General features: G+C 61.0%; 16 protein-coding genes. 1 reads left to right on the forward strand and 15 read right to left on the reverse strand.

Translation table 11 applies throughout. From position 1 onward, the window contains the following. Nucleotides 1-7: 7 nt before the first annotated feature. The 10 genes from ACTG1P_RS20725 to ACTG1P_RS20770 all read right to left on the reverse strand — a co-directional run bounded on the left by ACTG1P_RS20725 (nucleotide 8) and on the right by ACTG1P_RS20770 (nucleotide 15,952). A complete protein-coding gene (locus ACTG1P_RS20725; protein WP_440002125.1) occupies nucleotides 8-3,136 on the reverse strand; it encodes an efflux RND transporter permease subunit in 3,129 nt (1,042 codons plus the stop codon). A gap of 73 nt (nucleotides 3,137-3,209) precedes the next feature. After that, nucleotides 3,210-4,742 (reverse strand): efflux RND transporter periplasmic adaptor subunit, encoded by a 1,533-nt coding sequence (locus tag ACTG1P_RS20730; protein ID WP_440002126.1) that lies wholly within the window; start codon nucleotides 4,740-4,742, stop codon nucleotides 3,210-3,212. A 272-nt stretch (nucleotides 4,743-5,014) separates the two neighbouring features. After that, the gene (locus tag ACTG1P_RS20735) at nucleotides 5,015-5,515 is read right to left on the reverse strand and encodes a hypothetical protein (protein WP_440002127.1); all 501 of its coding nucleotides are present in this window, start codon (nucleotides 5,513-5,515) and stop codon (nucleotides 5,015-5,017) included. A 57-nt stretch (nucleotides 5,516-5,572) separates the two neighbouring features. Next, nucleotides 5,573-6,325, reverse strand: a complete 753-nt coding sequence (locus ACTG1P_RS20740) for a substrate-binding periplasmic protein (RefSeq protein WP_440002128.1) — start codon at nucleotides 6,323-6,325, stop codon at nucleotides 5,573-5,575. Between the two features lie 116 nt (nucleotides 6,326-6,441). After that, complete coding sequence (locus ACTG1P_RS20745) at nucleotides 6,442-9,552, reverse strand: efflux RND transporter permease subunit (protein WP_440002129.1); 3,111 nt, start codon at nucleotides 9,550-9,552, stop codon at nucleotides 6,442-6,444. 9 nt (nucleotides 9,553-9,561) lie between these two features. After that, on the reverse strand, nucleotides 9,562-10,761 hold the full coding sequence (locus ACTG1P_RS20750) for an efflux RND transporter periplasmic adaptor subunit (RefSeq protein WP_440002130.1): 1,200 nt from the start codon (nucleotides 10,759-10,761) through the stop codon (nucleotides 9,562-9,564). Between the two features lie 266 nt (nucleotides 10,762-11,027). Next, entirely contained in the window at nucleotides 11,028-11,834 is an 807-nt protein-coding gene (gene xthA, locus ACTG1P_RS20755; protein WP_429084523.1) for an exodeoxyribonuclease III, read from the reverse strand. A 236-nt stretch (nucleotides 11,835-12,070) separates the two neighbouring features. Further along, entirely contained in the window at nucleotides 12,071-13,033 is a 963-nt protein-coding gene (locus ACTG1P_RS20760; protein WP_005353221.1) for an ion channel, read from the reverse strand. 66 nt (nucleotides 13,034-13,099) lie between these two features. Beyond that, a complete protein-coding gene (locus tag ACTG1P_RS20765; RefSeq protein WP_440002131.1) occupies nucleotides 13,100-14,746 on the reverse strand; it encodes a tetratricopeptide repeat protein in 1,647 nt (548 codons plus the stop codon). Between the two features lie 159 nt (nucleotides 14,747-14,905). Then, the gene (locus ACTG1P_RS20770) at nucleotides 14,906-15,952 is read right to left on the reverse strand and encodes an FAD:protein FMN transferase (RefSeq protein WP_440002132.1); all 1,047 of its coding nucleotides are present in this window, start codon (nucleotides 15,950-15,952) and stop codon (nucleotides 14,906-14,908) included. Between the two features lie 335 nt (nucleotides 15,953-16,287). Here ACTG1P_RS20770 and azu point away from each other — a divergent pair, with 335 nt between their 5' ends. Beyond that, nucleotides 16,288-16,728 (forward strand): azurin, encoded by a 441-nt coding sequence (gene azu / locus ACTG1P_RS20775; protein ID WP_440002133.1) that lies wholly within the window; start codon nucleotides 16,288-16,290, stop codon nucleotides 16,726-16,728. A 114-nt stretch (nucleotides 16,729-16,842) separates the two neighbouring features. On the opposite strand, the gene ACTG1P_RS20780 is transcribed toward azu, so the two are convergent. The 5 genes from ACTG1P_RS20780 to ACTG1P_RS20800 form a co-directional block, all read right to left on the reverse strand. After that, nucleotides 16,843-17,400 (reverse strand): HutD family protein, encoded by a 558-nt coding sequence (locus tag ACTG1P_RS20780; protein ID WP_440002134.1) that lies wholly within the window; start codon nucleotides 17,398-17,400, stop codon nucleotides 16,843-16,845. 85 nt (nucleotides 17,401-17,485) lie between these two features. Continuing rightward, nucleotides 17,486-18,145, reverse strand: a complete 660-nt coding sequence (locus ACTG1P_RS20785; RefSeq protein WP_440002135.1) for a YceH family protein — start codon at nucleotides 18,143-18,145, stop codon at nucleotides 17,486-17,488. A gap of 139 nt (nucleotides 18,146-18,284) precedes the next feature. Further along, on the reverse strand, nucleotides 18,285-18,893 hold the full coding sequence (locus tag ACTG1P_RS20790) for a GGDEF domain-containing protein (RefSeq protein WP_440002136.1): 609 nt from the start codon (nucleotides 18,891-18,893) through the stop codon (nucleotides 18,285-18,287). Next, a complete protein-coding gene (locus tag ACTG1P_RS20795; protein ID WP_440002137.1) occupies nucleotides 18,875-20,416 on the reverse strand; it encodes a sensor domain-containing diguanylate cyclase in 1,542 nt (513 codons plus the stop codon). Before ACTG1P_RS20795 ends, ACTG1P_RS20790 begins: the two co-directional genes overlap by 19 nt. Continuing rightward, nucleotides 20,413-21,606: a sugar ABC transporter substrate-binding protein gene (locus tag ACTG1P_RS20800; RefSeq protein ID WP_440002138.1), complete on the reverse strand. Its 1,194-nt coding sequence runs from the start codon at nucleotides 21,604-21,606 to the stop codon at nucleotides 20,413-20,415. The genes ACTG1P_RS20795 and ACTG1P_RS20800 overlap by 4 nt, the downstream gene beginning before the upstream one ends. Between the last annotated feature and the right edge of the window lie 111 nt (nucleotides 21,607-21,717).

Raw genomic sequence — 21,717 nt, forward strand, 5'->3', positions numbered from 1 at the left:
AATCGGGTTATTCGGATTGCGGGTTCGCACCCTTGCCAAGGCTGCGACTGCGCCACAGGTAGTAGGCCGCGGGCAACACCAAGAGGGTCAGCACCAGCGCACTTACCATGCCGCCAATCATGGGGGCGGCGATGCGCTGCATCACCTCGGAGCCGGTGCCGTGGCTCCACATGATGGGCAAGAGGCCGGCGATAATGGTCACCACCGTCATCATCTTGGGGCGAAGGCGCAGGGCGGCGCCGTGGATCACCGCCCGGTGCAGGCCCGCCTGGTCCGGCTTGCCGCTCGCCACCAGGTCATCCCAGGCGTGGTTGAGGTAGACCAGCATCAAGACGCCGGTCTCCACCGCCACCCCCGCCAGGGCGATAAAGCCCACCCCGACCGCCACCGAGAGGTTGAAGTCGAGCAGCCAGAGGGTCCAGATCCCGCCCACCACCGCCAGCGGCAAGGTGGTGAGAATGAGCAGCACCTCCTGAACGCGGCGAAACGCCAGATAGAGCAGCAGCACGATAATGGCGATGGTGAGCGGCACCACGTAGGCGAGGCGCGCCTTGGCCCGCTCCATGTATTCGAACTGACCGGACCAGGTGAGGGCGTAGCCCGCCGGCAGCACCAGCTGCTTGTCCAACTCGGACTTGGCCTCTGCCACGAAAGAGCCGATGTCGCGGCCACGAATATCGACGTAGACCCAGCCGTTGAGGCGTGCATTCTCGCTGCGCAGCATGGGGGCCTCGTCGCTGATGTAGACCCGGGCAACATCCGCCAGGGCGATGCGTGCCCCGCTCGGCGTGACCACCGGCAGCAGCTCGAGGCTCGCCACCGAATCGCGATAGCTTTGGGGGTAACGCAGGTTGATGGGGTAGCGCTCGCGCCCCTCGATGGTCTGGCCCACCTCCATGCCGCCCACCGCGGTGGCGAGCACCGCCTGCACGTCTGCGATGTTGAGGCCGTAGCGGGCCGCTTTCAGCCGGTCGATATCCACCTTCACGTAGCGGCCACCGGCTACCCGCTCGGCGTAGACCGATGAGGCGCCCTCAACCTTGCCAACGATCTGCTCAAGCTGCTGGCCGAGCTGCTGGATCACCTTGAGATCCGGCCCCGCTATCTTGATGCCGACCGGGGTCTTGATGCCGGTAGCCAGCATGTCGATACGGGTCTTGATGGGGGGGACCCAGGCGTTGGTGAGGCCGGGGAAGCGGATGAGGGAATCCAGCTCTTCTTTGAGCTTCTCCGGGGTCATGCCGGGGCGCCACTGGTCGCGGGGCTTGAGCTGGATGCTGGTCTCCATCATCACCAGATCGGCTGGGTCGGTGGCCGATTCGGCGCGCCCCGCCTTGCCGAATACGTTTTGCACCTCGGGCACGGTGCGAATGAGCTTGTCGGTTTGCTGCAAAATCTCCCGCGCCTTGCCCACCGAGATATTGGCTGCGGTGGTGGGCATATACATGATGTCCCCCTCATCGAGCGGCGGAATGAACTCGGAGCCGAGGTACTTGAGCGGCCAGAAGCCCACCACCGTCACCACGGCGGCGATGGCCAGGGTGGTTTTCGGACGGGCCAGCACGGCTTTGAGCAGTGGCACATAGCCCTGGCTTAGCCAGCGGTTCAGCGGGTTGGTCTGCTCCGCCAGCACCTTGCCACGGATGAAGTACCCCATCATTACTGGAACGAGCGTGATGGCTAGCGCGGCAGCGGCGGCCATGGCGTAGGTTTTGGTGAAGGCGAGGGGGTGGAACATCCGCCCCTCCTGCGCCTCCAGCGCAAACACCGGCAAAAAGCTGATGGTGATGATCAGCAGGGAGAAGAAGATGGCGGGTCCCACCTCGATGCTCGCCTCGGTGATGATGCGCCAGCGGTTCTTGTCGGTGAGCGCCTCCCGCTCCATGTGCTTGTGGACGTTCTCGATCATCACGATGGCGCCATCCACCATGGCGCCGATGGCGATGGCGATGCCCCCCAGCGACATGATGTTGGCGTTGATCCCCTGCAGGTGCATCACGATAAAGGCGGTCAAAATCGCAATAGGGAGGGAGATGACCACCACCAGCGACGAGCGCAGGTGGAACAGGAAGGCAAGACAGACCAGCACCACCACCGCGAACTCCTCCACCAGCTTGCCGGAGAGGTTGTCGATGGCGTGCTGGATAAGGTCGGAGCGATCGTAGACGGTGACGACCTCCACCCCCTCCGGCAGGCTGCTTTTCAGCTGGGCGAGCCGCGCCTTGACCCCGTCTATGGTGTGCTGTGCATTCTCGCCATAGCGCATGACGATAATGCCGCCCACCACTTCCCCTTCGCCGTTGAGCTCGGCCAGACCGCGCCGGCTCTGGGGGCCGGTGACTACATCCGCCACGTCACCCAGCAGCAGCGGGGCGCCGCGCACATTGGTACCGAGCGGGATCTGCTTCAGATCCTCGACGCTTTTCAGATAGCCGTTGGAGCGCACCATGTACTCCGCTTCCGCCATCTCGATGACGGAGGCGCCGGTCTCCTGATTGCCCTGCTTGATGGCGGTCTCGATAAGGGAGAGCGGGATGCCGTAGGCGCGCAGCTTGTCCGGATCGACCCGCACCTGATACTGGCGCACCATGCCGCCGACGGTGGCGACCTCGGAGACCCCCTCAACCGTCTGCAACTCGTACTTGAGGAACCAGTTTTGCAGGGAGGTGAGCTGGCTGAGGTCATGCTTGCCGGTTTTGTCTACCAACGCGTACTGATAGACCCAGCCCACCCCGGTGGCATCGGGGCCGAGCTGGGGGCGGGCGGAGGCGGGCAGATTGGGCGCAACCTGGCTCAAATACTCCAGCACCCGAGCGCGGGCCCAGTAAAGATCGGTGCTGTCGTCAAACAGCACATAGACGAAGGAGTCGCCGAAGAAGGAGTAGCCGCGTACCGTGGTCGCCCCCGGCACCGCCAGCATGGCGGTGGTAAGCGGATAGGTGACCTGATCTTCCACCACCTGGGGCGCTTGGCCCGGGTAGGAGGTCTTGATGATCACCTGCACGTCGGAGAGATCCGGCAGGGCATCCACCGGGGTTTGCTTGACCGACCAGAGCCCCCAGGCGGCGAGCATGAGGGTCAACAACAGCACCAGAAAGCGGTTGCCCACCGACCAGCGAATAATCGAGGGGATCATGGTTGAACTCCTTTCTCACCAAGTACAGAGAGCGGAGAGCGGTTGCCTGCTAGGCAGCGAATGATGGCAGGGATCATGACTTCTTCTCCACCTCGGGCATCGTCATCTGATGCTGGCTATGGTCCATGCCTTCCATCTTCTCCATCTCATCCGTTGCAGGCTTGGCGTCGCCGTCAGTAGCGGGCGCCTTCTCCTGATGGATGTTAGTGATGCGGTACTCATCCCCCTCCTGCATCACTTGCAGGTGCAGGGCCTGCCCCTCGACCAGCTTGCTGATGTCGACCCCGTCGGCGACGGTGAACTCCATCTCCATGGCGGGCCACTGCCACTCGGGGATGGGCTGGTGGGAGACCATCAGGGTACGGTTGGCCAGATCGATGCTTTCAACCTCGCCCTGGGTCCACACCTGTGCAGGGCGCACTGCCGTCATACGCTGGAAGTCCGAATCGATGGCCGACTCGGAGTCGAGCAGGAACTGGGCCGAGCTGACTATGCTATCCCCAGCCTCTACCCCTTCCTTGATGGCGACCTTGTCGCCAAACTGGGGGCCCAGGGTGACGGCGACCGACTTGAAGCTGCCATCCCCCAGTGCAAGCACCAGCCGATCCTGACTGCCGGTGCGGATCACCGCTTCGCTCGGTACCACCAGCTGGGGGTCCCCTTGCCCGGTGCGAATGCTCACCTTGGCAAACATATTGGGTTTCAAAAACTCGTCCGGGTTGTCAAAGCGCAGCCGCACCTTGAAGGTACGGGTGGCAGCATCCAGAGTCGGGTAGAGGTAATCCACCTTACCTTGCCAACTGCGGCCGGGGGCATAGTCGAGAGTCATGGTGACCGGATCCCCCACCTTCAGCTGGGCGGCCTGGCGCTCGAACACCTCGGCGCTCACCCACACCTGCTTGAGGGTGCTGATGTTAAAGAGCGCCGCAGCGGGCTCAACATACTGGCCCTCGCGCACCTTGAGCTCGGAGACATAACCGCTGCTGGGGGCGTAAATGCTGATGGTTTCGCGCACCTGACGGCTGCGCTTGAGGGCCGCTATCTGATCCGCCGGCACCTGCAGGGACTTGAGCTTGCCCTCGGCAGCGCGCAGTAGCAGCGGGTTGGCGGTGTTGAGCGCTAGCAGGTATTCGTGCTGGGCGTTGACCAGATCCGGGGCGTATAGCTCGTAAATCAGGCTCCCCTTGCTCACCTGCTGCCCCTCGCTCTTGATGGCGAGGGTGCGGATCCAGCCTGCCATGCGGGCGTTGACCGCCTCCAGTCGGTCTTCGTCATAGCCGACGTAGCCCACCGTCTCGATCAGCTGGTGGATGGGGAGTTTCTCCACCTTGGCAAGTCGCACCCCCAGGTTCTGCTGGATCTCGGGGCTGATGGTGACTGTGCCCGGCGAGCCGTTTTTCTGCTCCTCATAGACGGGGATAAAGTCCATCCCCATGTTGTCTTTGGCAGGGCCGTCGCGCTTGTCGCGCGGATCCATGGGGTTGACCCAGTAGAGCGGCGTCTTCTCCTTGGCCGCGGTGCCAGCGGTGGTCTGTTTGGCGGCCCAGTAGCCGCCACCGGCGCCGAGGGCGAGCAGCAGTGCTGATACCAGCAGTTTCTGACTCATCGCACACCTCCACTCAGTGGCAGGGGGGTAATGTGCTTGGCGCCTATAAGGCCGGTAACAGGGGTAATTGACATGGTATCTCTTCTCTTGTGCAGTCCGCCGGATGGGGGATGGACAAGGCATCACCCAAGGGATTGGCGGCAAACGGGGCGCAGCTGTATCAGTGCGCACGGCTCCCTGCGAGCGGGCCGGTTTGGCCAGGGTGCAGGGTCAGGCAAGGCGGCAGAAAACGGGCAAACCGAGGCTTGCTGCTGCCGCGAGAGAAGCGCTTTCTAGTGGCGCAGCACCGACAGCATCAGATGTCGGCGCGGCCAGGAGGGAGGATGAGTACCGCGCGAGCGCAGGAAGGGATCCCGCAACCAGTTATCAAGCAGTGACGCTGCGACGTTGTTGCCAAGTAGCAAGGGAAAGAGCAGCAGAGCGACCAGTACCCCAAGCAGAGTCATCGCGCCGAAGGAGGGGGCATTGATGCCTGTCTGCATCTGGCACTCATCGCCCATGGCTGACCCCTCGTCTCCCTGATGGCAGGAGAGGGGCATGACATCGCCCAGGTGATCCATAGCAGGCATTGCATGAGAGATCTCGCCATCCGCCATCGCCATGGATGAATCGAACATCACCATCGATTGGGCGCTGCTTGGGGTCGGCTCGGAGGAGAGGGGAGAACCATACCAGCTGATGCAGAGAGTCAGATTGCAGACGAGCAGCAGCGCCAGCAATAGCCGGGCCAGAGCAACAGAGGGCAATCTTGCAGCAAGCTGGGTGAGTGACAATCCGGGCATCCTTACGGGGTAAGTTGCCCAACTCTAAACCTTGCTCGCAGGAGAAGGTCAAGGCTTCTGCTGGCGCTGCTGTTGCAGGTAGAGGTCACTGTATTTTTCCAGCAACTGGTCTATCCATTGACTCATGCTTGGCGCTTGCAACATGGGCTCCAGTTGTTCGAGGGTGTCAAGATGGGGAGATTGCAGTGAAACAGAAATATAGAGCTCACCGCGCTGCAGTGGCCACTGCAGATCAGCCAGCCCGCTGTCCGGGTAATTGTCGCTCAAAAACAGGCGACCGGAAGAGCGGCCATAAGGAACGAAGTCGACCCGGTCACTGGCCAGCAGGCCAAATACCTGCTTGAGGGAGTTAACCCTGTAGATGCGGGTATTCTCTTGCAAAAAATCATCCATTTCGCTGCCAAGGCTGACGCCTATCATCATGGCGCCCCGCAGTCCGGTCAGATCCTCCCGTCGTTGCAGCAAGCGGCTGCCGGGTTGGCGCACGAACACCGCCATGTCATTGATGGCCATGGGTGTTCGGGTAAAGCGGGAGTAGTGCGCTCTCTCTTCGTTGCGCAGCGCACAGATATTGATGTCGACCTCTCCTTTTGCCACTTTCTGCTGACAGCGGGCCCAGGGGCCCACATAGGAGAGATCCACATTCAAACCCAACCGTTGATAGAGGGTACTGACGACTTCGGCACAAACGCCGATGATCTTGCCATCGCTCAGCCAGTTCCAGGGGGGATAATCGTGATGACCACAGGCGGAGAGGGTTGTGGTCGTCAAGGTCGTCGCGAGCCAGAGCTGAGCCAGCATATCCGGATCCTGTGAAAAAAGTCTCGATGTGTGTCATGGAAGCACACCGCAGACGAAAAAATACCCCCGCACGGGCGGGGGTAGTTTGTTATCGGTGGAACGCTTCGGGGAGAGCGTTACTGCCTGGCGCGCTTTTCTGACCCTCTCATGATGAGTCGGAAGAAAAGCGGGATAAAGAAGATGGCGATAAAGGTGGCCGCCAGCATGCCGCCGATGACCGGCCAGCCGAGGGCGTGACGGCTTGCCGCACCGGCCCCGCTGGAGGTGACCAACGGCACACAGCCGAGGATAAAGGCGAGCGAGGTCATCACGATGGGACGGAAACGCAGGCGTGCCGCCTCCAGTGCCGACTCGATGAGGCTCATCCCCTCTTCGTGCTTCATCACCGCGAACTCCACGATCAGGATGGCGTTCTTGGCCGCCAGCCCGACGAGCGTCACCAGCCCGATCTGGAAGTAGACGTTGTTGGTCAGCCCCACCAGCCAGGTGGCGAGCAGGGCACCGAACAGGGCGAACGGTACGGCGGTGATCACCGCAAACGGCAGGCTCCAGCGTTCATACTGGGCGGCCAGAATGAGGAAGATCATCACGATACCGAAACCAAAGGCCATGCCAGCGCTGCCTGCGGCCGCTTTCTCCTGATAGGCGGAGCCGGTCCACTCCAGCTTGGCGTCGTTGCCCAGAGCTTCATTAGCAACCTCTTCCAGCGCGTCGATGGCCTGACCCGAGCTGTAGCCTGGGGCGGGCTGGGCCATGATCTTGGCGGCCTGGAAGATGTTGAAGCGTTCGACCAGTTCGGGGCCGGTGGCATCACGCACCGTCACCAGACTGCTGAGCGGGATCATCTCTCCCTTGTCGGAGCGGACGTAGACGTTGCGGATGTCGCTCTTCTTGGCGCGATAGTCTGCCTCGGACTGCAACTGCACCCGGTAGGTACGGCCGAACTGGTTGAAGTCGTTGACATAGACCTGGCCGAAGGTGGCCTGCATGGTGTCGAACACCGCGTTGATGGGCAGTCCCAGCGCCTTGGCCTTTTCGCGATCAAGGTCCAGATAGACCTGCGGCACGTTGGCGCGGTAGGTGCTGGTGACGCTGGCAAACTCCGGGCGCGCCTTGGCCGCTTCGAGGAAGCGCTGCACTTCGCCGGAGAAGGCCTGGGCGTTGCCGGTGCCACGGTTTTGCAGATAGGCCTCAAGGCCACCTGTGGTGGACATCCCCTGAATGGGGGGCGGGTTGAAGGAGGCGACAAAGCCATCCGCCAGCCCCATCAGGCTCAAGCCCTGGAAGGTCTTGGCCAGCGAGAAGGAGTCCTGCCCGGCCCCATGACGCTCGCTCCAGTCCTTCAGGGTAATGAAGGTCATGCCACTGTTGCTGATGATGGCATTGGAGAGAATGTCAAAGCCCGAGAAGGTGATCACATCCTTCACATGGGGGTTGGCCATGGCGATCTTGTCGAACTGATCCGCCACCGCCTGGGTCCGGCTCATCGCGGCGGCATCCGGCAGCATGACGGCGGAGATGAGGTAGCCCTGATCTTCGTTCGGTACCAGTTCGCCCGGTACTTTCAGGAAGAGGCCGTAGATGGAGAGGATCAGCACGGCGATGATGGCAAAGGCGACTCCCACCCGACGGTTCAGGAAGGCCACACCCCGTACATAGCCGCGGGTCAGCTGATCAAATTTTTCGTTGAACCAGACGAAGAAGCGGGCCGGTTTGTGGTGTCCCTCTTTGAGCAACACGGCACAGAGGGCCGGGGAGAGAGTCAGTGCCACCAGACCGGAGATGGCGACCGAGACCGCGACCGTGATGGCGAACTGTTTGTACATCACCCCCGTCATGCCGCCCATAAAGGCGACCGGCAGGAACACGGCGCAGAGCACCAGCACGATGGCGACTACTGGACCGGAGACCTCCTGCATGGCGAGGATGGCAGCCTCTTTGGGCGAGCACTTCTTCTCGCTCATGATCCGCTCGACGTTCTCGAGCACTACGATGGCGTCATCCACCACGATACCGATGGCAAGCACCATGCCGAACAAAGTCAGCAAGTTGATGGAGAAACCGAGCACCAGCATGCCGGCGAAGGTCCCGATCAGCGATACCGGCACCGCGATACAAGGGATCAGGGTGGCGCGGAAGTTTTGCAGAAACAGGTAGACCACCACGAACACCAGTACGATTGCCTCGAACAGGGTATGTACCACCTCTTCGATGGAGATCTTCACGAACTCGGTGGTGTCGTAAGGGATCTGGTACTCGATATCCTGCGGGAAGCGCTCCTTGAGTTGCTCCATGGTGGCGTGCACCGCATCGGCAACCGCTACAGCGTTGGCGCCCGGTTGCAGATAGGTGGCGATACCGATGGCCGGTTTGCCGTTGGCGCGGGCGACCAGATCATAATCCTTGCCCCCCAGCTCGACCCGGGCGACATCGCGGACCCGGATCTTGGAACCATCGGGCATGGAGCGGACGATGATGTTCTGGAACTCCTTCACATCCTCAAGGCGTCCCTTGGTCTGCACCGTGTAGGTGAAGTCGATGGGGGCCGTAGTGGGCTGGGCACCGATCTTGCCTGCCGCGAACTGGGTGTTCTGCTCGCGAATGGCGCCGATCACGTCGCTCGGGGTGAGCTCGAGCTGGGCCAGTCGATCCGGCCGCAGCCAGATGCGCATGGCGTAGTCGGTACCGCCAAACAAGGTGGTATCACCGATGCCGGGAATCCGCTTGAGCTCGTCGATGATGTTGAGCAGGGCGTAGTTCGACAGATAGGTGGTATCAAACGAGCCGTTCGGTGACTGGAGGGTGACAACCTGCAGGATGGAGGTCGATTTCTTCTTGACCGTCACCCCCTGCTTTTTCACCTCTTCCGGCAGCTGGGCCATGGCGGCCGAGACCCGGTTGTTGACGTTGATGGTGGCCTGATCCGGATCGGTGCCGATCTCGAAGTAGACGTTGAGGTTCATCTGGCCGTTGGAGGCCGACCCCGACTGCATGTAGATCATCCGCTCGACGCCGTTGATCTGCTGCTCCAGCGGCGCTGCTACGGTCTGGGAGATCACCTCCGGTGTTGCGCCCGGATAAAACGCCGTGACCGAGACCACCGGCGGGGTGATCTGGGGATATTGCTCGATGGGGAGTGCCCGCATCGCCGCCAACCCGCCCAGCACGATAATGATCGAAATCACGCTGGCGAAGATGGGGCGTTCAATGAAGAACTTGGAAAACATACGGGCTCCTTACTTGGCCGCAGACTGACTGACCACCTTGCCGGTGATCGCCTGCATCTCGTCGGCAGAGACAGGCTTCACCACGGCGCCGGGGCGAGCCTTCATCAAGCCTTCGACGATATAGCGCTCACCAGCCTGCAGGCCGCTTTCGATCAGCACGCCGGAGTCGACTGCAGCGCCCAAGGTCACCGGACGGGGCACCACCTTGTTGTCGGCATCGACTACCATCACCATGCGGTCAGCCTGGGACTGGACGATGGCGCGCGGCGGCACCACGATGGCGTTTTTGCGGGTGCCCAGATCGATGGTCATGCGGACAAACTGGCCCGGCAGCAGTACGCCGTCCTTGTTGTCGAAGATGGCGCGGGCACGGATGGTACCGGTCTGGGGATCGACCCGGTTGTCGGAGAAGTTGAGCTTGCCCGCTTCAGGGTAGACAGAACCATCGGCCAGACGAATATGGGTACGCCAGGTGGTGGCATCCTTAGCCTCAATCACCCCTTTCTTTACCGAGTTTTCGAAGTTGAGGCGATCCTGCTCCGAGTAGGAGAAGTTGACGTAGAGCGGATCAAACTGGGTGATGGTAGTGAGCAGGCCGTTGTCGCCGCTGGTGGAGATAAGGCTCCCCTCGGACTGGGAGCTCTTGCTCGCCATGCCGTTGATGGGGGCGGTCACCTGGGTGTAGCTGAGGTTGAGCTCCGCCTCTTTCACCTTGGCCTGAGCGGCCTGATGGCTGGCGATGGCCGCTTCGTAGTTGGCGATGGTGTCGTCATAGTCCTTGCGACTCACTACCTGACGCTTGAAGAGGGGAATGATGCGATCCCGATCGGCACGGGCCTTGTTGAGACGGGCCTGCTCCTGGGCCAGGGTACCCTTGGCCTGTTCCAGCGCGACCTTGTAGGGCTCCGGGTCAATCAAGAACAGCTGCTGGCCGGCAGTGACCGGCTGGCCTTCCACATAGGTGCGCTTGAGCAGGATGCCACTGACCCGTGAACGTACCTCGATCTCGCGGAACCCTGCGGTCTCTCCCACCATCTCGGTGGTGAGCGGCACATCGATCAGGGCCGCCTCGTTGACCACCACGGGCACCTCCGACATGGTTTGTGCCGTCTGGTTCGTTTCCCCGCCACAGCCGACCAGTGTGCTGGCCAGCGTCAGAGCGAGCATCCCCTGTCTGAATAATCCTGCGCTGGTGTTTGGCTTCATCATCATTTCACTCCTGTTGGCCAGACTGTGGTCATCATGAACACCTATGTTCCTGGCTGACGTGATTAACTTCATGATTACAAATTAACTCATTGGATTATTGAAGTTTTTCAATCATAGATTATGAACATTGAACCCAAGCTGCTCAACCGCAAAGTTGTCCATGTTTTCTATAACAGTGGCGTGCTGTCGCTGCTGACGGTGGAAATAACCAAGGTTCAGGGGATGGGGTTGATGGGCGGGCGAGGGGAGACCCAGCCCGCACTCAATCAGGCGAAGCAGGCCCAGATGGGGGCGTGGTCGGAGGGTTTCTCGATGCCGCGCAGCTCGTAGTCGATACCGGTCTCGGTCACTGTGTCCTTGAGGGCATCGGAGGCCATGATGAGGTCGATGCGCAGGCCGCGGTTCTCGTCAAAGCCCTTGGAGCGGTAGTCAAACCAGGAGAAACGCTCGCACTCGGTGGGGTTGGCGGCGCGGAAGGTGTCGGTGAGGCCAAACCCTTTCAGTCGCTCCATCCATTCGCGCTCGATGGGCAGGAAGGAGCACTTGCCATCCCGCAGCCAGCGCTTGCGGTTAGCTTCGCCGATGCCGATGTCGAGATCGGTGGGGGAGATATTCATATCCCCGATCAGCACCAGCTGGTCGTCCGGGGTGTGGTTGGTCTCGAGGTAGTGCTGCAGATCCTCGTAGAACTTCTGCTTGGCCGGGAACTTGGTCTCGTGATCCTGGCTTTCACCCTGCGGGAAGTAGCCGTTCATCACCTTGATGAGAGAGCCGTCTTCGCGCTCGAAGGTGGCCATGATCATCCGGCGCTGGGCCTCTTCATCGTCGGTGGGGAAGCCTTTCTCCACCTTGACCGGCTTCTGCTTGCTCATGATGGCGACCCCGTAGTGGGCCTTCTGGCCGTGGAACTCTACGTGATAACCCATGGCCTCCACATCGGCCAGCGGGAAGGCTTCATCGTGCACCTTGATCTCCTGCAGGCCGATCACATCGGGCTGGTGCTTGTCGATGATGGCTTGCAGTTGGTGCAAACGGGCGCGCAGGCCGTTGATATTGAAAGAGATGATCTTCATGTCCGGGATGCTCATGTCATTTTTATAAGTGGCTATTGGACTAGGAATCGGCGGTGGATGCAAGTTCGGGGGCTGTGACTGGTGCAACTGCTTGGTAACCTGTTCACGATCCGTCGCGAGAGGCTGTCAGCAAGGTGAAGCGCAGCGCAGGAACCGGATTGTATATGTATACATGAGGATTCCGAGCAGCACATGAGCCTTGATCACAGCCTCGCAGTAGGATCGTGGACAGGTTTTCAGCGGGTCATCTTTTTGACGAATACCACCACAAACAGCGCCAGCGTGAAGCTGCCGGTAAAGGCTTCAAAGGCGGCGAAGATCCTGGAGAGGCCGACCGGAGTGAAGTCGCCGTACCCCAATGTGGTGAAGGTGACCACGCTGTAGTAGAGGCATTCGAGCAGGAAGATGGCATTTTGCTCGAGCGGGGCACCGGGTTGGTAGATGAGGTGTTCGCCCTGAAAATGCAGTCCGCAGAAGAAGTAAAAAATGCTGCAGATAAAGATGAGCAGCAACGAGAAGAGCACCACCCGCATCGGGGCCTCGCCATAGCCGCAGAAGAGATCGACCACCCAGGAGGTAAAACGCTGGGTCGACCAGAACGGCAGTTGCAGGCGGCGCATGGTGAGCTCCTGCTGGATATAGTTGCCGGACATGGTGAAGATCCCCTGTGCCTCGGAGGCTTTGCGCAGATCCCGGTAGGTCTCTTCTGCCTCCTTGAACCAGATGCGCGCCTGTTTGGGATCCCGTTCGCGGCGCCCCTTGCGATCCTGCATCACCCGTTTGCCGGTCTGCATGTTGTCGAGCCGGGTGTTGTGCCAGCGGATGCCGAGCAGGTTGACGTCATCGAGGGTGGCGCACTGGAGGTTGGCATCACTCAGATCGGCCTTCATCAGGCTGCCGCCCTTCATGCGCAGGCCGTAGAGGTGACCACCGCGCAGGTTGGCGCGATAGAGGTTGCACTGCTCCAGCAAAAATCCCTGATCGGACTCCTTGTTGACCAGATTGAGGCCCGCCAGATTGGCCCGTGACAGCTGCAGGCCGTGGCAGAGTCCGCCAGCGCGAACGTACTGTTCAAGCGCCTCGGCGGTGTGGGCTTCCTGATGGGTATGGTGGGGATCATGCCAGTGGCAGAGATCGTGCTCGCCAGCCTCTTCACTGCAGTGGCGGCCATCGGCCACCAGATAACGACACATCGCCATCTTCGTTTCCCTCGCATTGCCGAACTGGTTTCAGCATAGGCGGGGAAAAGGGTGCGCGGCGGCGTCTTAGCTGAACTGGTTGAACTCCTGACGCAGCTTGCGAAAACGCTCCTGCTGGGCCGGGTTGAGGGGGATACCGTCGAGCACGTCCAGAGTGTCTTTGCACTCGGCACCAAATTCCGGACTCTTGCGGTTTTTCTGCATCAGTTGCAGCAGCACCTGGATCTTGTTGAGAGCCGCACCGGTATTGGCGGGGGCGCGGCGCAGGGCCTCGCGAAAATGACCGAGGGCCTGCTCCAGCTCGCCGCTCTGATAGGCCTTGATCCCCAGATCGTTGAGCTGCTGGTAGCGCTGACGCCGCTCCAGCACCGTCTTGTCATCGCGGGTTGCCTGAATGCAGGTGGTGAGCAGCCGATCTTCGTCCTCCGCCAGCAGCCCTTGCAGGCTTTCGGCATATTCAAACTCGCCGAGCTGATAGAGGGCGAGGATGGTCTCACCAAGCAGGGCGGGGGGCATGGTGGCCGGTTCATCGAGCCAGTTCTGATTGGCGCGATAGAGCATCTTCTTGCCCTTGAGCAGCTCCCCCAGCGCAATCTGCACCCGGGCCTGACAGATCTGCTCGAACACCGGGTAGTTGAACTCCGACATCATCAGCGAATCACGGATGCGCGACAGGGCAGAATTGACCTGCTTTTGCAGGTTGGCGATGTGGTAGCTGTCGTTGCTGTTGAGGGCGTAGAGGGTCAGGGTCTGGATATAGGCCCCCAGATAATGGGGCGTGCGGTGAATGGAGTTGCGGGACAGGTCGATCAGCGACAGCAACACATCCTTGGCCTGGGCATAGTCGTGGCGCAGCAGGCACACCTCCGCCAGTCGTCGGGAGAGTTGCACCGACTGGGGGGAGATGTCCACCGCCCGCCTGAGCTCTTGCTGCGCCTGCTCGTCATTGCCGAGGGCGAGTTGGGATTCTGCCAGCCAGAGGTGAGCCTCCACCATCAGCGGGGTATTTTTGAGGGTCGCCTGCAGATGGCTGACCGCCTCTTCGTGGAGCCCCAGGGTGTTGCACGCCTTGCCCAGCGTCAGGCGGGCCCAGCTGTTCTCCTGCCCGGCCAGCAGCTGGCGCATCAGGGCGCGCGCCTCCTGCGCCTGACCCAGCTTGAGGTGGGTATCGGCCTGAAGGCAGCGGCAGTAGTTGGCAAAACGGGGCACCGCATCGGCCCGCTCGGCGCAGGCGGTAATGAGGGCTGCCAGATTGTCATCGGCCAGAGCGGTAAAGACGCTGGCCAGGGCGTTGCGCCGGGCGAGGGCACGCTTCAAGCGAAACGAGAACTGCTCCTGAGAGAAGGGCTTCATCAGGTATTCGTCGGGCTCGGCTTCCAGCGCGCTCAGTACCATGGCGCGGGAGCTGTCGCCACTCACCATGATCACCACGCTCTGGGGCGGGATCAGATCTTTGTCGCGCAGGCTCTCGAGCAGCTGGCGACCATTCTCGCCAACCCCGAGATCGTAATCGATGAGATAGATGTCAAAACTGCCCTTCTGGCAGCGGCGCCGCGCATCCTCGGCGGTATTGGAGTAGGTGATGTTGCTGATACCCAGATTGAGCAGCATCGCCTTCATCATCACCTGAAACGAGCGCTGCTCATTGACCATCAGAATGCGTTGTGGCTTGGCTGGGCTCTTTTTTTCTGGCTCTTGTTCAGGTGTCTGCATCTGTCTGGGTCGAGGCGCTGCGGGCTGATGAGGGAAAGTGTGCCACCAAAGCGCCCGAAGAGGCAATTGGCCAAGTTGTCGATTGCGAACCATCTCCGTTTGTCCGCCTTTTGCCCGCGATGAGTGAAAGAATAAGGCCCTGTTGCCAGGGCCTTGAACTCAATGTTTTTTCTCTGCCAGATAGGGAGCAAATTGCGGCGTGTACTCAGCCTTGAACCCCTGTTCGGTCTTGATGATGAGATAGACCGCCAGCTGGTGCTGCTTGGCAAATGCCATACCCGCTTCAGGCCCCATCACCATCAGCGCGGTATCGAGGGCATCGGCCTCCAGTGCGGTCGGTGTGATGACGCTGGCGGAGACCAGCTTGTGTGTGACCGGCTGGCCGGTGGCGGGGTCGATGATATGGGAGTAACGCTGGCCATCCAGCTCGTAGTAGTTGCGATAGCTGCCCGCGGTGCTGAGCGCCATGCCGTTGGGGATGACGATATCGGAGAAGGCACCCGGCTGATCGGAGGGTTCGACGATGGCCACTTTCCATGGCGAGCCCTTGCTGTTGTTGCCCTTGCTGCGCACCGCACCGGCCACTTCGATCAGGTAGTTGTGTACCCCCTTGCCTTCGAGCAGGGCGGCAATCTCGTCAGAGGCGGCCCCCTCGCCGAGAGTGGAGAGGTCGAGATAGAGATCCGGGATCGTTTTTTCGAGAAGGAAGTGATCCCCCTGCGGGGTCAGGGTCAGCTTGTCGATCCCCACCTTGTGGCGGGCGGCGGCAATGGCCGCCTCATCGGGCCGCTTGACCGGCCGTTTGTCCGGGCCAAAGCCCCACAGATTGACCAGAGGCCCCACGGTCACATCCAGCTTGCCGTTGGTCAGCTTACCGGCATCCATCCCCTGCTGGACTATGATGGCCATGGCGGGCGGGATGGCAAACGGGGTGTTGGCGGGCCCTTGATTGAAACGTGAGATGAGCGAGCCCGGAGCGTAGGTGGAGATCTCCTTGTTCATCCGGGCCAGCAGGCTCTCTACGTCGCTTTTGAGGGCGGGCTCCCCACCGGGGTAGCTATCGCTCAGGGTCACCACATAGTAGGTGCCCATGGTCTTGCCCTGAATACGGGTCTGGGCAGGCGGGGTGGGCTGGCAGCCGGCCAGCGCCAGCAGCAGGGTCAGCAGCAGGCCGCGCAGGGCCGCCACGGGGGTTATCGCAATCATCCGGCGCTCTCATCTGGAGAAGGTTCATATCGGGGCGCTAGCTTAGCCAAGGGGCGCCCGCCGGGCGAGCCCTGATAGGGCCAATAGGAGGGAAAAGGGCAGAAAAAATTAAACGGTTTTGAACTTGTGGCTGGAGCGGGTCGTATCGTCCATCCGTGAGGGAGAGAGTGGCGAGTAGAGCACCGTCTGGTGACTTGGCCCGCAGCTTTGGCCAAAAGCCATAGCCGATTGAAGACAATTGAGTAAAATGAAGGTCGATTTAGACGGCATTTTTGCGAAGCGTTCACCGCATCCGCCAAGTCGTTGCCATCCATTGCCAATCAAAGGAGAAGATGATGAAAAAGGCGATTACCCTGCTGTTTCTGAGTACCCTGGCTGCCCCCGTGCTGGCGGATGAGTGTACACTGGTCATCGAAGGCAATGATGCCATGCAGTACAACCTCAAAGAGATGAGCGTGCCGGCCACCTGCAAGGAGGTGACGGTCACCCTGAACCACACCGGCAAGCTGCCTGTGACCGCCATGGGTCACAACTGGGTGCTGGCCAGCACCGCCGACTATCAGACCGTGGCGACTGCCGGGATGAGCGCCGGGGCCGAGAACGGCTATCTGCCCAAGGATGATCCCCGTGTGCTGGCTCACACCAAGCTGATCGGCGGCGGCGAGAGCAGCAGCGTCACTTTCAAGACCGACGGTCTGGCGGGCAAGGATCTCACATTCTTCTGCTCCTTCCCCGGCCACTTCGCCATGATGAAGGGCTCCTTCAAGGTCAACTAAGGTGCTGACCGGCACGAGCCGGTTGCCTCAATAGCAAAAGCCGGGATTTCCCGGCTTTTTCATCTCTGCTGTTTGTGTGTGGCGTGGCATGACTGCACACCGCCGACTTTTGCGCTATTTGGCCTGCAGGGTAAAGAAGGCGATGGCGGTCTTCTTCTGGCATTCGAAGTGAATGCTCTCTTCCCCGGTCACCACCAGCGTCTCGTTGATAGCCACCTCTTTGCCCTGCACGGCCAGCTGGCCACTCAGCAGGTGACAGAGGTAGGTCTTCTCTGGCTCGAGGGTAAGGGTCAGCGGGAAGGGGAGGTTCAGTATCCGCACGTTGGCGCTGATGCGATCCGGATGGTAGATAAGCCCCAGATCGGTCACCTCGTTTTTCAGCAACTCGCAGTGGGTCTCCTCATCGCCGCTAAAGTGCGCCGCCTCGAAGGTGGCGTAGGGGTGGCCGTTGAGCACAAATCCTGCCCCGCTAACCGGCAGCAAAATGCGCTGATAGCCGGGAAAGGGGGAGAAGGGACCCGCGCTCTTGATGGGGGCCGAGCTCAGTCGATAGTCAAAGTCGAGTTTGGCAAGGCTGCTCCCCTTGGGGGAGATGAGGATCTGGCTGGTGGTGCCCTGCTGGTTTTTCCAGGGCATCTTCTGGTGGTCAGACTCTTTAATCAGGGTGATCACGGGCACTTCCTCACGATAAAAAAACGCAGGGAGCCGGGGACACCAGCCCCGGCTCCCTGATAGAGAGTTGCGATGGTAAAGGCGATCAGCCCTGACCATCCAGTGCGGCCAGTCGTGCTTCCATGGCGGCGAGACGGCTCTTGAGCTCGTTCACCTCCTGCTCCAGCTCGCTCACACGGTCGGCGGCAGGGGAGGCATAGGCCGTGGCGGGGGCGGCATCCATCATCGCCTGAATATCCACTTCGCCGCTGAACAGGTGGGCGTAGCGGGATTCGCGCTTGCCCGGCTCGCGCGGCAGCTTGACCACGTAGGGGCCACGCTCGATGAGCTGGGTCAGCACCGCATCCACCTCGGTGACATCATCGAAGCTGCAGAGTCGGTTGGTGCGCGAGCGCAGCTCTCCCGGGGTTTGCGGGCCGCGCAGCAGCAGTTCGCAGACGATGCCGAGCTCCTGGGCGCTGAATTTCAGCTCGCCAAATTCGGTGTTGCAGAATCTGTGCTGATAGCGGGGCACCCGGGCGTTGAAGCCTGCAGTGTTGACCACCAGCCGCTTGCGGATCAGCTCGTCCACCACGGCGCGGATATCGAGCTCGGAGAGATCCAGCACCGGCTCGCGGTTGCTCTTCTGGTTGCAGGCGTTGACCAGTGCATTAAGGGAGAGGGGATATTGATCCGGGGTGCAGATCTCTTTTTCAATCAGACAGCCGATGACGCGGGCTTCCAGCGGGCCAAGTACTAACTCCATTTCCTACTCCCTTCCAAATCGAGACATCAAGAGCCCCTATCTTAGTCATGGTCCGCGCCGCGTCTAGCGTTGCGCACCATTTTTGCGAGCTGATCAGGGCGTTGGCGAAAGGCTCGCCAACGCCAGAGACCTCCGCTTTTTATCGCTGCCCCTGATAGAAGCGCGCCTTATTGGCATACATGGCATCGTCAGCCATCCGGCTCAGCTCCGCCAGCGGAGTCTGGTCGCTGCTGCTCCAGCCGATGGCAAAACGCAGCGGGAAGCTGTGCTCCCCATGTTGCACGATGGCGTGCTGCTGGCTTGCCTCAAGTCTACCTGCCAGCAGCTGGCTGGCGAGGTGATCCGCCTCCGCCAGCAGCACGAACTCGTCGCCGCCGATGCGGAAAATCTTCTCATCCTGACGGCAGAGGGTGCGCAGCTGGCGAGCCATCTGGATCAGCAGGGCGTCGCCGGCCTCGTGCCCATACTGGTCGTTGGTACGCTTGAGGCCGTTGAGATCGAGCATGAAGAGGGCGAGGTGACGCTCGGGATGGCGTGCCAGCACCGCCTGATAGTGATGGAAGGCCTCTTCGAACGCCTGCCGGTTGGGCAGCCCGGTGAGGTTGTCGGTGCGGGCGACCCGCGCCAGCTCGTCGGTGAAGAGGCGCCCCTCGATGCCCACCGCCAACTGCTTGGCAAACAGCCGCAAGATGGCCCTGTCTTCGGACTCCAGCCCTTCTGCGCTCACCATCAGATAACCAAACAGCACGCCACTTTGGCTACCGGGCAGAGTATGATCTTCCAGAGTGCGTTATCCCACTGGCATTCGGAGTGTTTGACCTCCTCATCCATCAGTTGAGCCAGTTTCTCCTGCAGGGCATCCCGCAAGGGGGCATCGACCCCCTGGGTCAGGGAGTAGTGGGGCTGCCCGTCTCGGCGGATCACCAGTCCCCAGCGGTGGCCGGGATAGAGCTGCGAGAGCTGCAGCAGGGCGGAGCTGGCCAGCTCGGCAATATCGATATCCAGCTGCTGGTGCAGACCGAACTGCAACCAGGATTGCAGGATATGGCGGCTGCGCTCCTCCCGGCTCAGGGCCGAGCGCAGGGCGGTCGTTTGCGAGGCGACCTCTTGCTCCAGTTCGTCGTTGAAGCCGAGCAGCCGCTGGTTGAAGGCCTCTTTCTCGCTATTGGCCTGCTGCAGCTGTTCATTCTGCTGATAGAGCGCCCGCACCTGATCCGAGATAGTGCTGGCCATTTCCTGTAGCAGCTGGCGCACCTCGTCGTACTCCACAAAGCGCAGCGGCGCCTGCCGTTGATGGTAGTTGCCCTTGCCATAGCTGCGCACCAGCGCGGCCAGCGAGCGCAGCGGTCGGGTGAGCCAGCGGGTGAGCCAGACGCAGCCGATGGCCACCAGCAACAACATGACGGCGATGCTGACGGTCAGCAACTGTTGGGATTTGTTGAGCTCGCTGACCCTGTCATTGCTGTAGCTGTAGAGGGTGATGGTAGGGGTGATCTCCTGCTCCAGCTGGGGCCAGCCAATGGCCAGGGGCTGCGCCAACTTGCTTGGCTCCCTGTCATCCATGGCGTTCTGGTGAGCCCCTTCGTAGAGACGGTTCTCGCCCTGGGAGATCACCAGATATTCGCTCCCCTTGAGATAGGGCTCCAGCAACTGGGCCATCTGCCGCCAGGGGAGAATGGCCATCACGAAGCCGGAAGGGGTCTGCATCACCCCTGCGCGCTGGTGGTTGCGATAGATGGGGGCCACCAGCGCCAGCCCGCCGCTGCGGTTTTGCTCCATGTCGTCGACCAGCACGGGATCATCGACGGGAAGCAGCAGATGCTTGCCCTGCTTTGCCTCGCGGGTCTTGCCCCAGGCCATCAGCTGCGGCATCAGGTTGCTCGACTCGAGGTGGGAGGCCTGGCCATTGATGTACTCCACCACCAACCCCTTGTCATCGATAAGGTAGGCCGATGTGAGCAGGCTGTTGGATTTGATAAAGGTGGCCAGCGCCAGCCGGGCATGGCTGGAGAAGAGAAAGTTGTCTAGGGCCTGATGGAGTACCCGATCCTGGCTAAGTTGATTGATCTGGGTGCCGATCAGCTCGCTGCGAAAGCGGGCCTCGCGGGTCATGCTGGTGAGGGCACGCTCCAGCTGTGACTGCTCGCTCTGGGCGATGATCTGGTGCTGGCGGATCAGCAGTACCGTGCTAGCCAGCAGAGCCGGCAGCAGGGCGACGGTGAACAGGATGATGATGAGGGTCGGGCCGAGCCGAAAGGTGCGATGTTTCATGGTGCTTTGACCTGCCGGTACTGCTGATCGGCCAGCTGCTGCATATAGCGGGCGGTGTCGGCGGCACTGATCCCCTCTTTAAAGCGCTCGAACCCTTTCTCCATCGCTTGCCAGGCGATGGACATGGCGCTGTCGGAGGGCATGGGGGTACTGAGGGTGAACTGCTCCAGCAGCACTTTTTCCTGAGGCGTGGGACGGCGGCTGATGGCGCTAAAAGCCTGCTGATTGACCGGCAGCAGCGCCCCTTGATGATAGATGAGCTGCTGAATATCCTGACGCTGGATAAAGGCCATCAGCGCCTTGATGACGGGCTGGCGATCCTCATCGTCCATCGCCAAGCGGGAGGCACCCATCACGTAGGCACCGCTCATGGAGTGCATGGGATGGCTTTGCCAGCGGGGCAGCAGGGCAACGCCCAGCTTATCCCCCATGTTCTTCACCAGATCATTGAAGGCCCAGTCCCCATTGATGAGGTAGGCGCTCTTGCCCTCATTGAAGCGGGCGAGGGCGGTGTCATAGTCGCACTCGGGATCGATCCACTGCTCGCTGGCGACGGTGCGGTAGGCTTCCAGCGCCTGCACCATGGCCGGGGTGTCGAGGGTGATACGCCCTTCGGTCACCGGCGAGCCGCCAAAGGTGTGTAAAAAGGCGGCGAAGTAGTACATGTCGTGATAGGGCCAGCTGACGGGGTAGACCCCCTTGGCCCTGAGGGCTGGGGTGATAGCAGTCAGTTGCTGCCATTGGGTCACCGGAGTCGAGACCAGCGCCTTGTTGTAAAACAGCATCAGGTGGTTGCCCTGCATCATGGGCATGCCCCAGCGTTGCCTATCCAGGGTGACATAACGCAAGGCGCTGGCCATCAGCGCGGGGGAAAACCACTCGGCCGGGAGCGGGGCGAGGGTCATCTGGCGATAGAGGCCGATAAAATCGGAGGGGATCAGCATCAGATCGGGCAGTCCCTTGGCCTGAGCTGCCAGCAGGAGATCCGCCTTGATCTTGCCCGGCTCAATCTGGGTGACCCGCACTCTGTGGTTCCCCTCCTGATTGAAGCGGGCGATCACGTCGTCGATCACGTAACCGGCTTGCTGGGAGTGCCACAGCTCCAGTTCAGGCTCCTGAGCCTGCAGGGGGTGGCTCAATGCGAACAGGCAAAGCAGCAAGAGATGATAAAAAGATCGTTTTCTGCTCATGTTATCATCACCGTTATTCCCTGAATTCCAAGGGAAAAATGTAACAAACTACCGGCAAGATCGGTAGGCTCGGGTGTCAACTAATTGACTGAAACAACAAAAAGCCCGGCG

This window comes from Aeromonas sp. 11P (assembly GCF_051920165.1).
GTDB lineage: Bacteria > Pseudomonadota > Gammaproteobacteria > Enterobacterales > Aeromonadaceae > Aeromonas > Aeromonas veronii.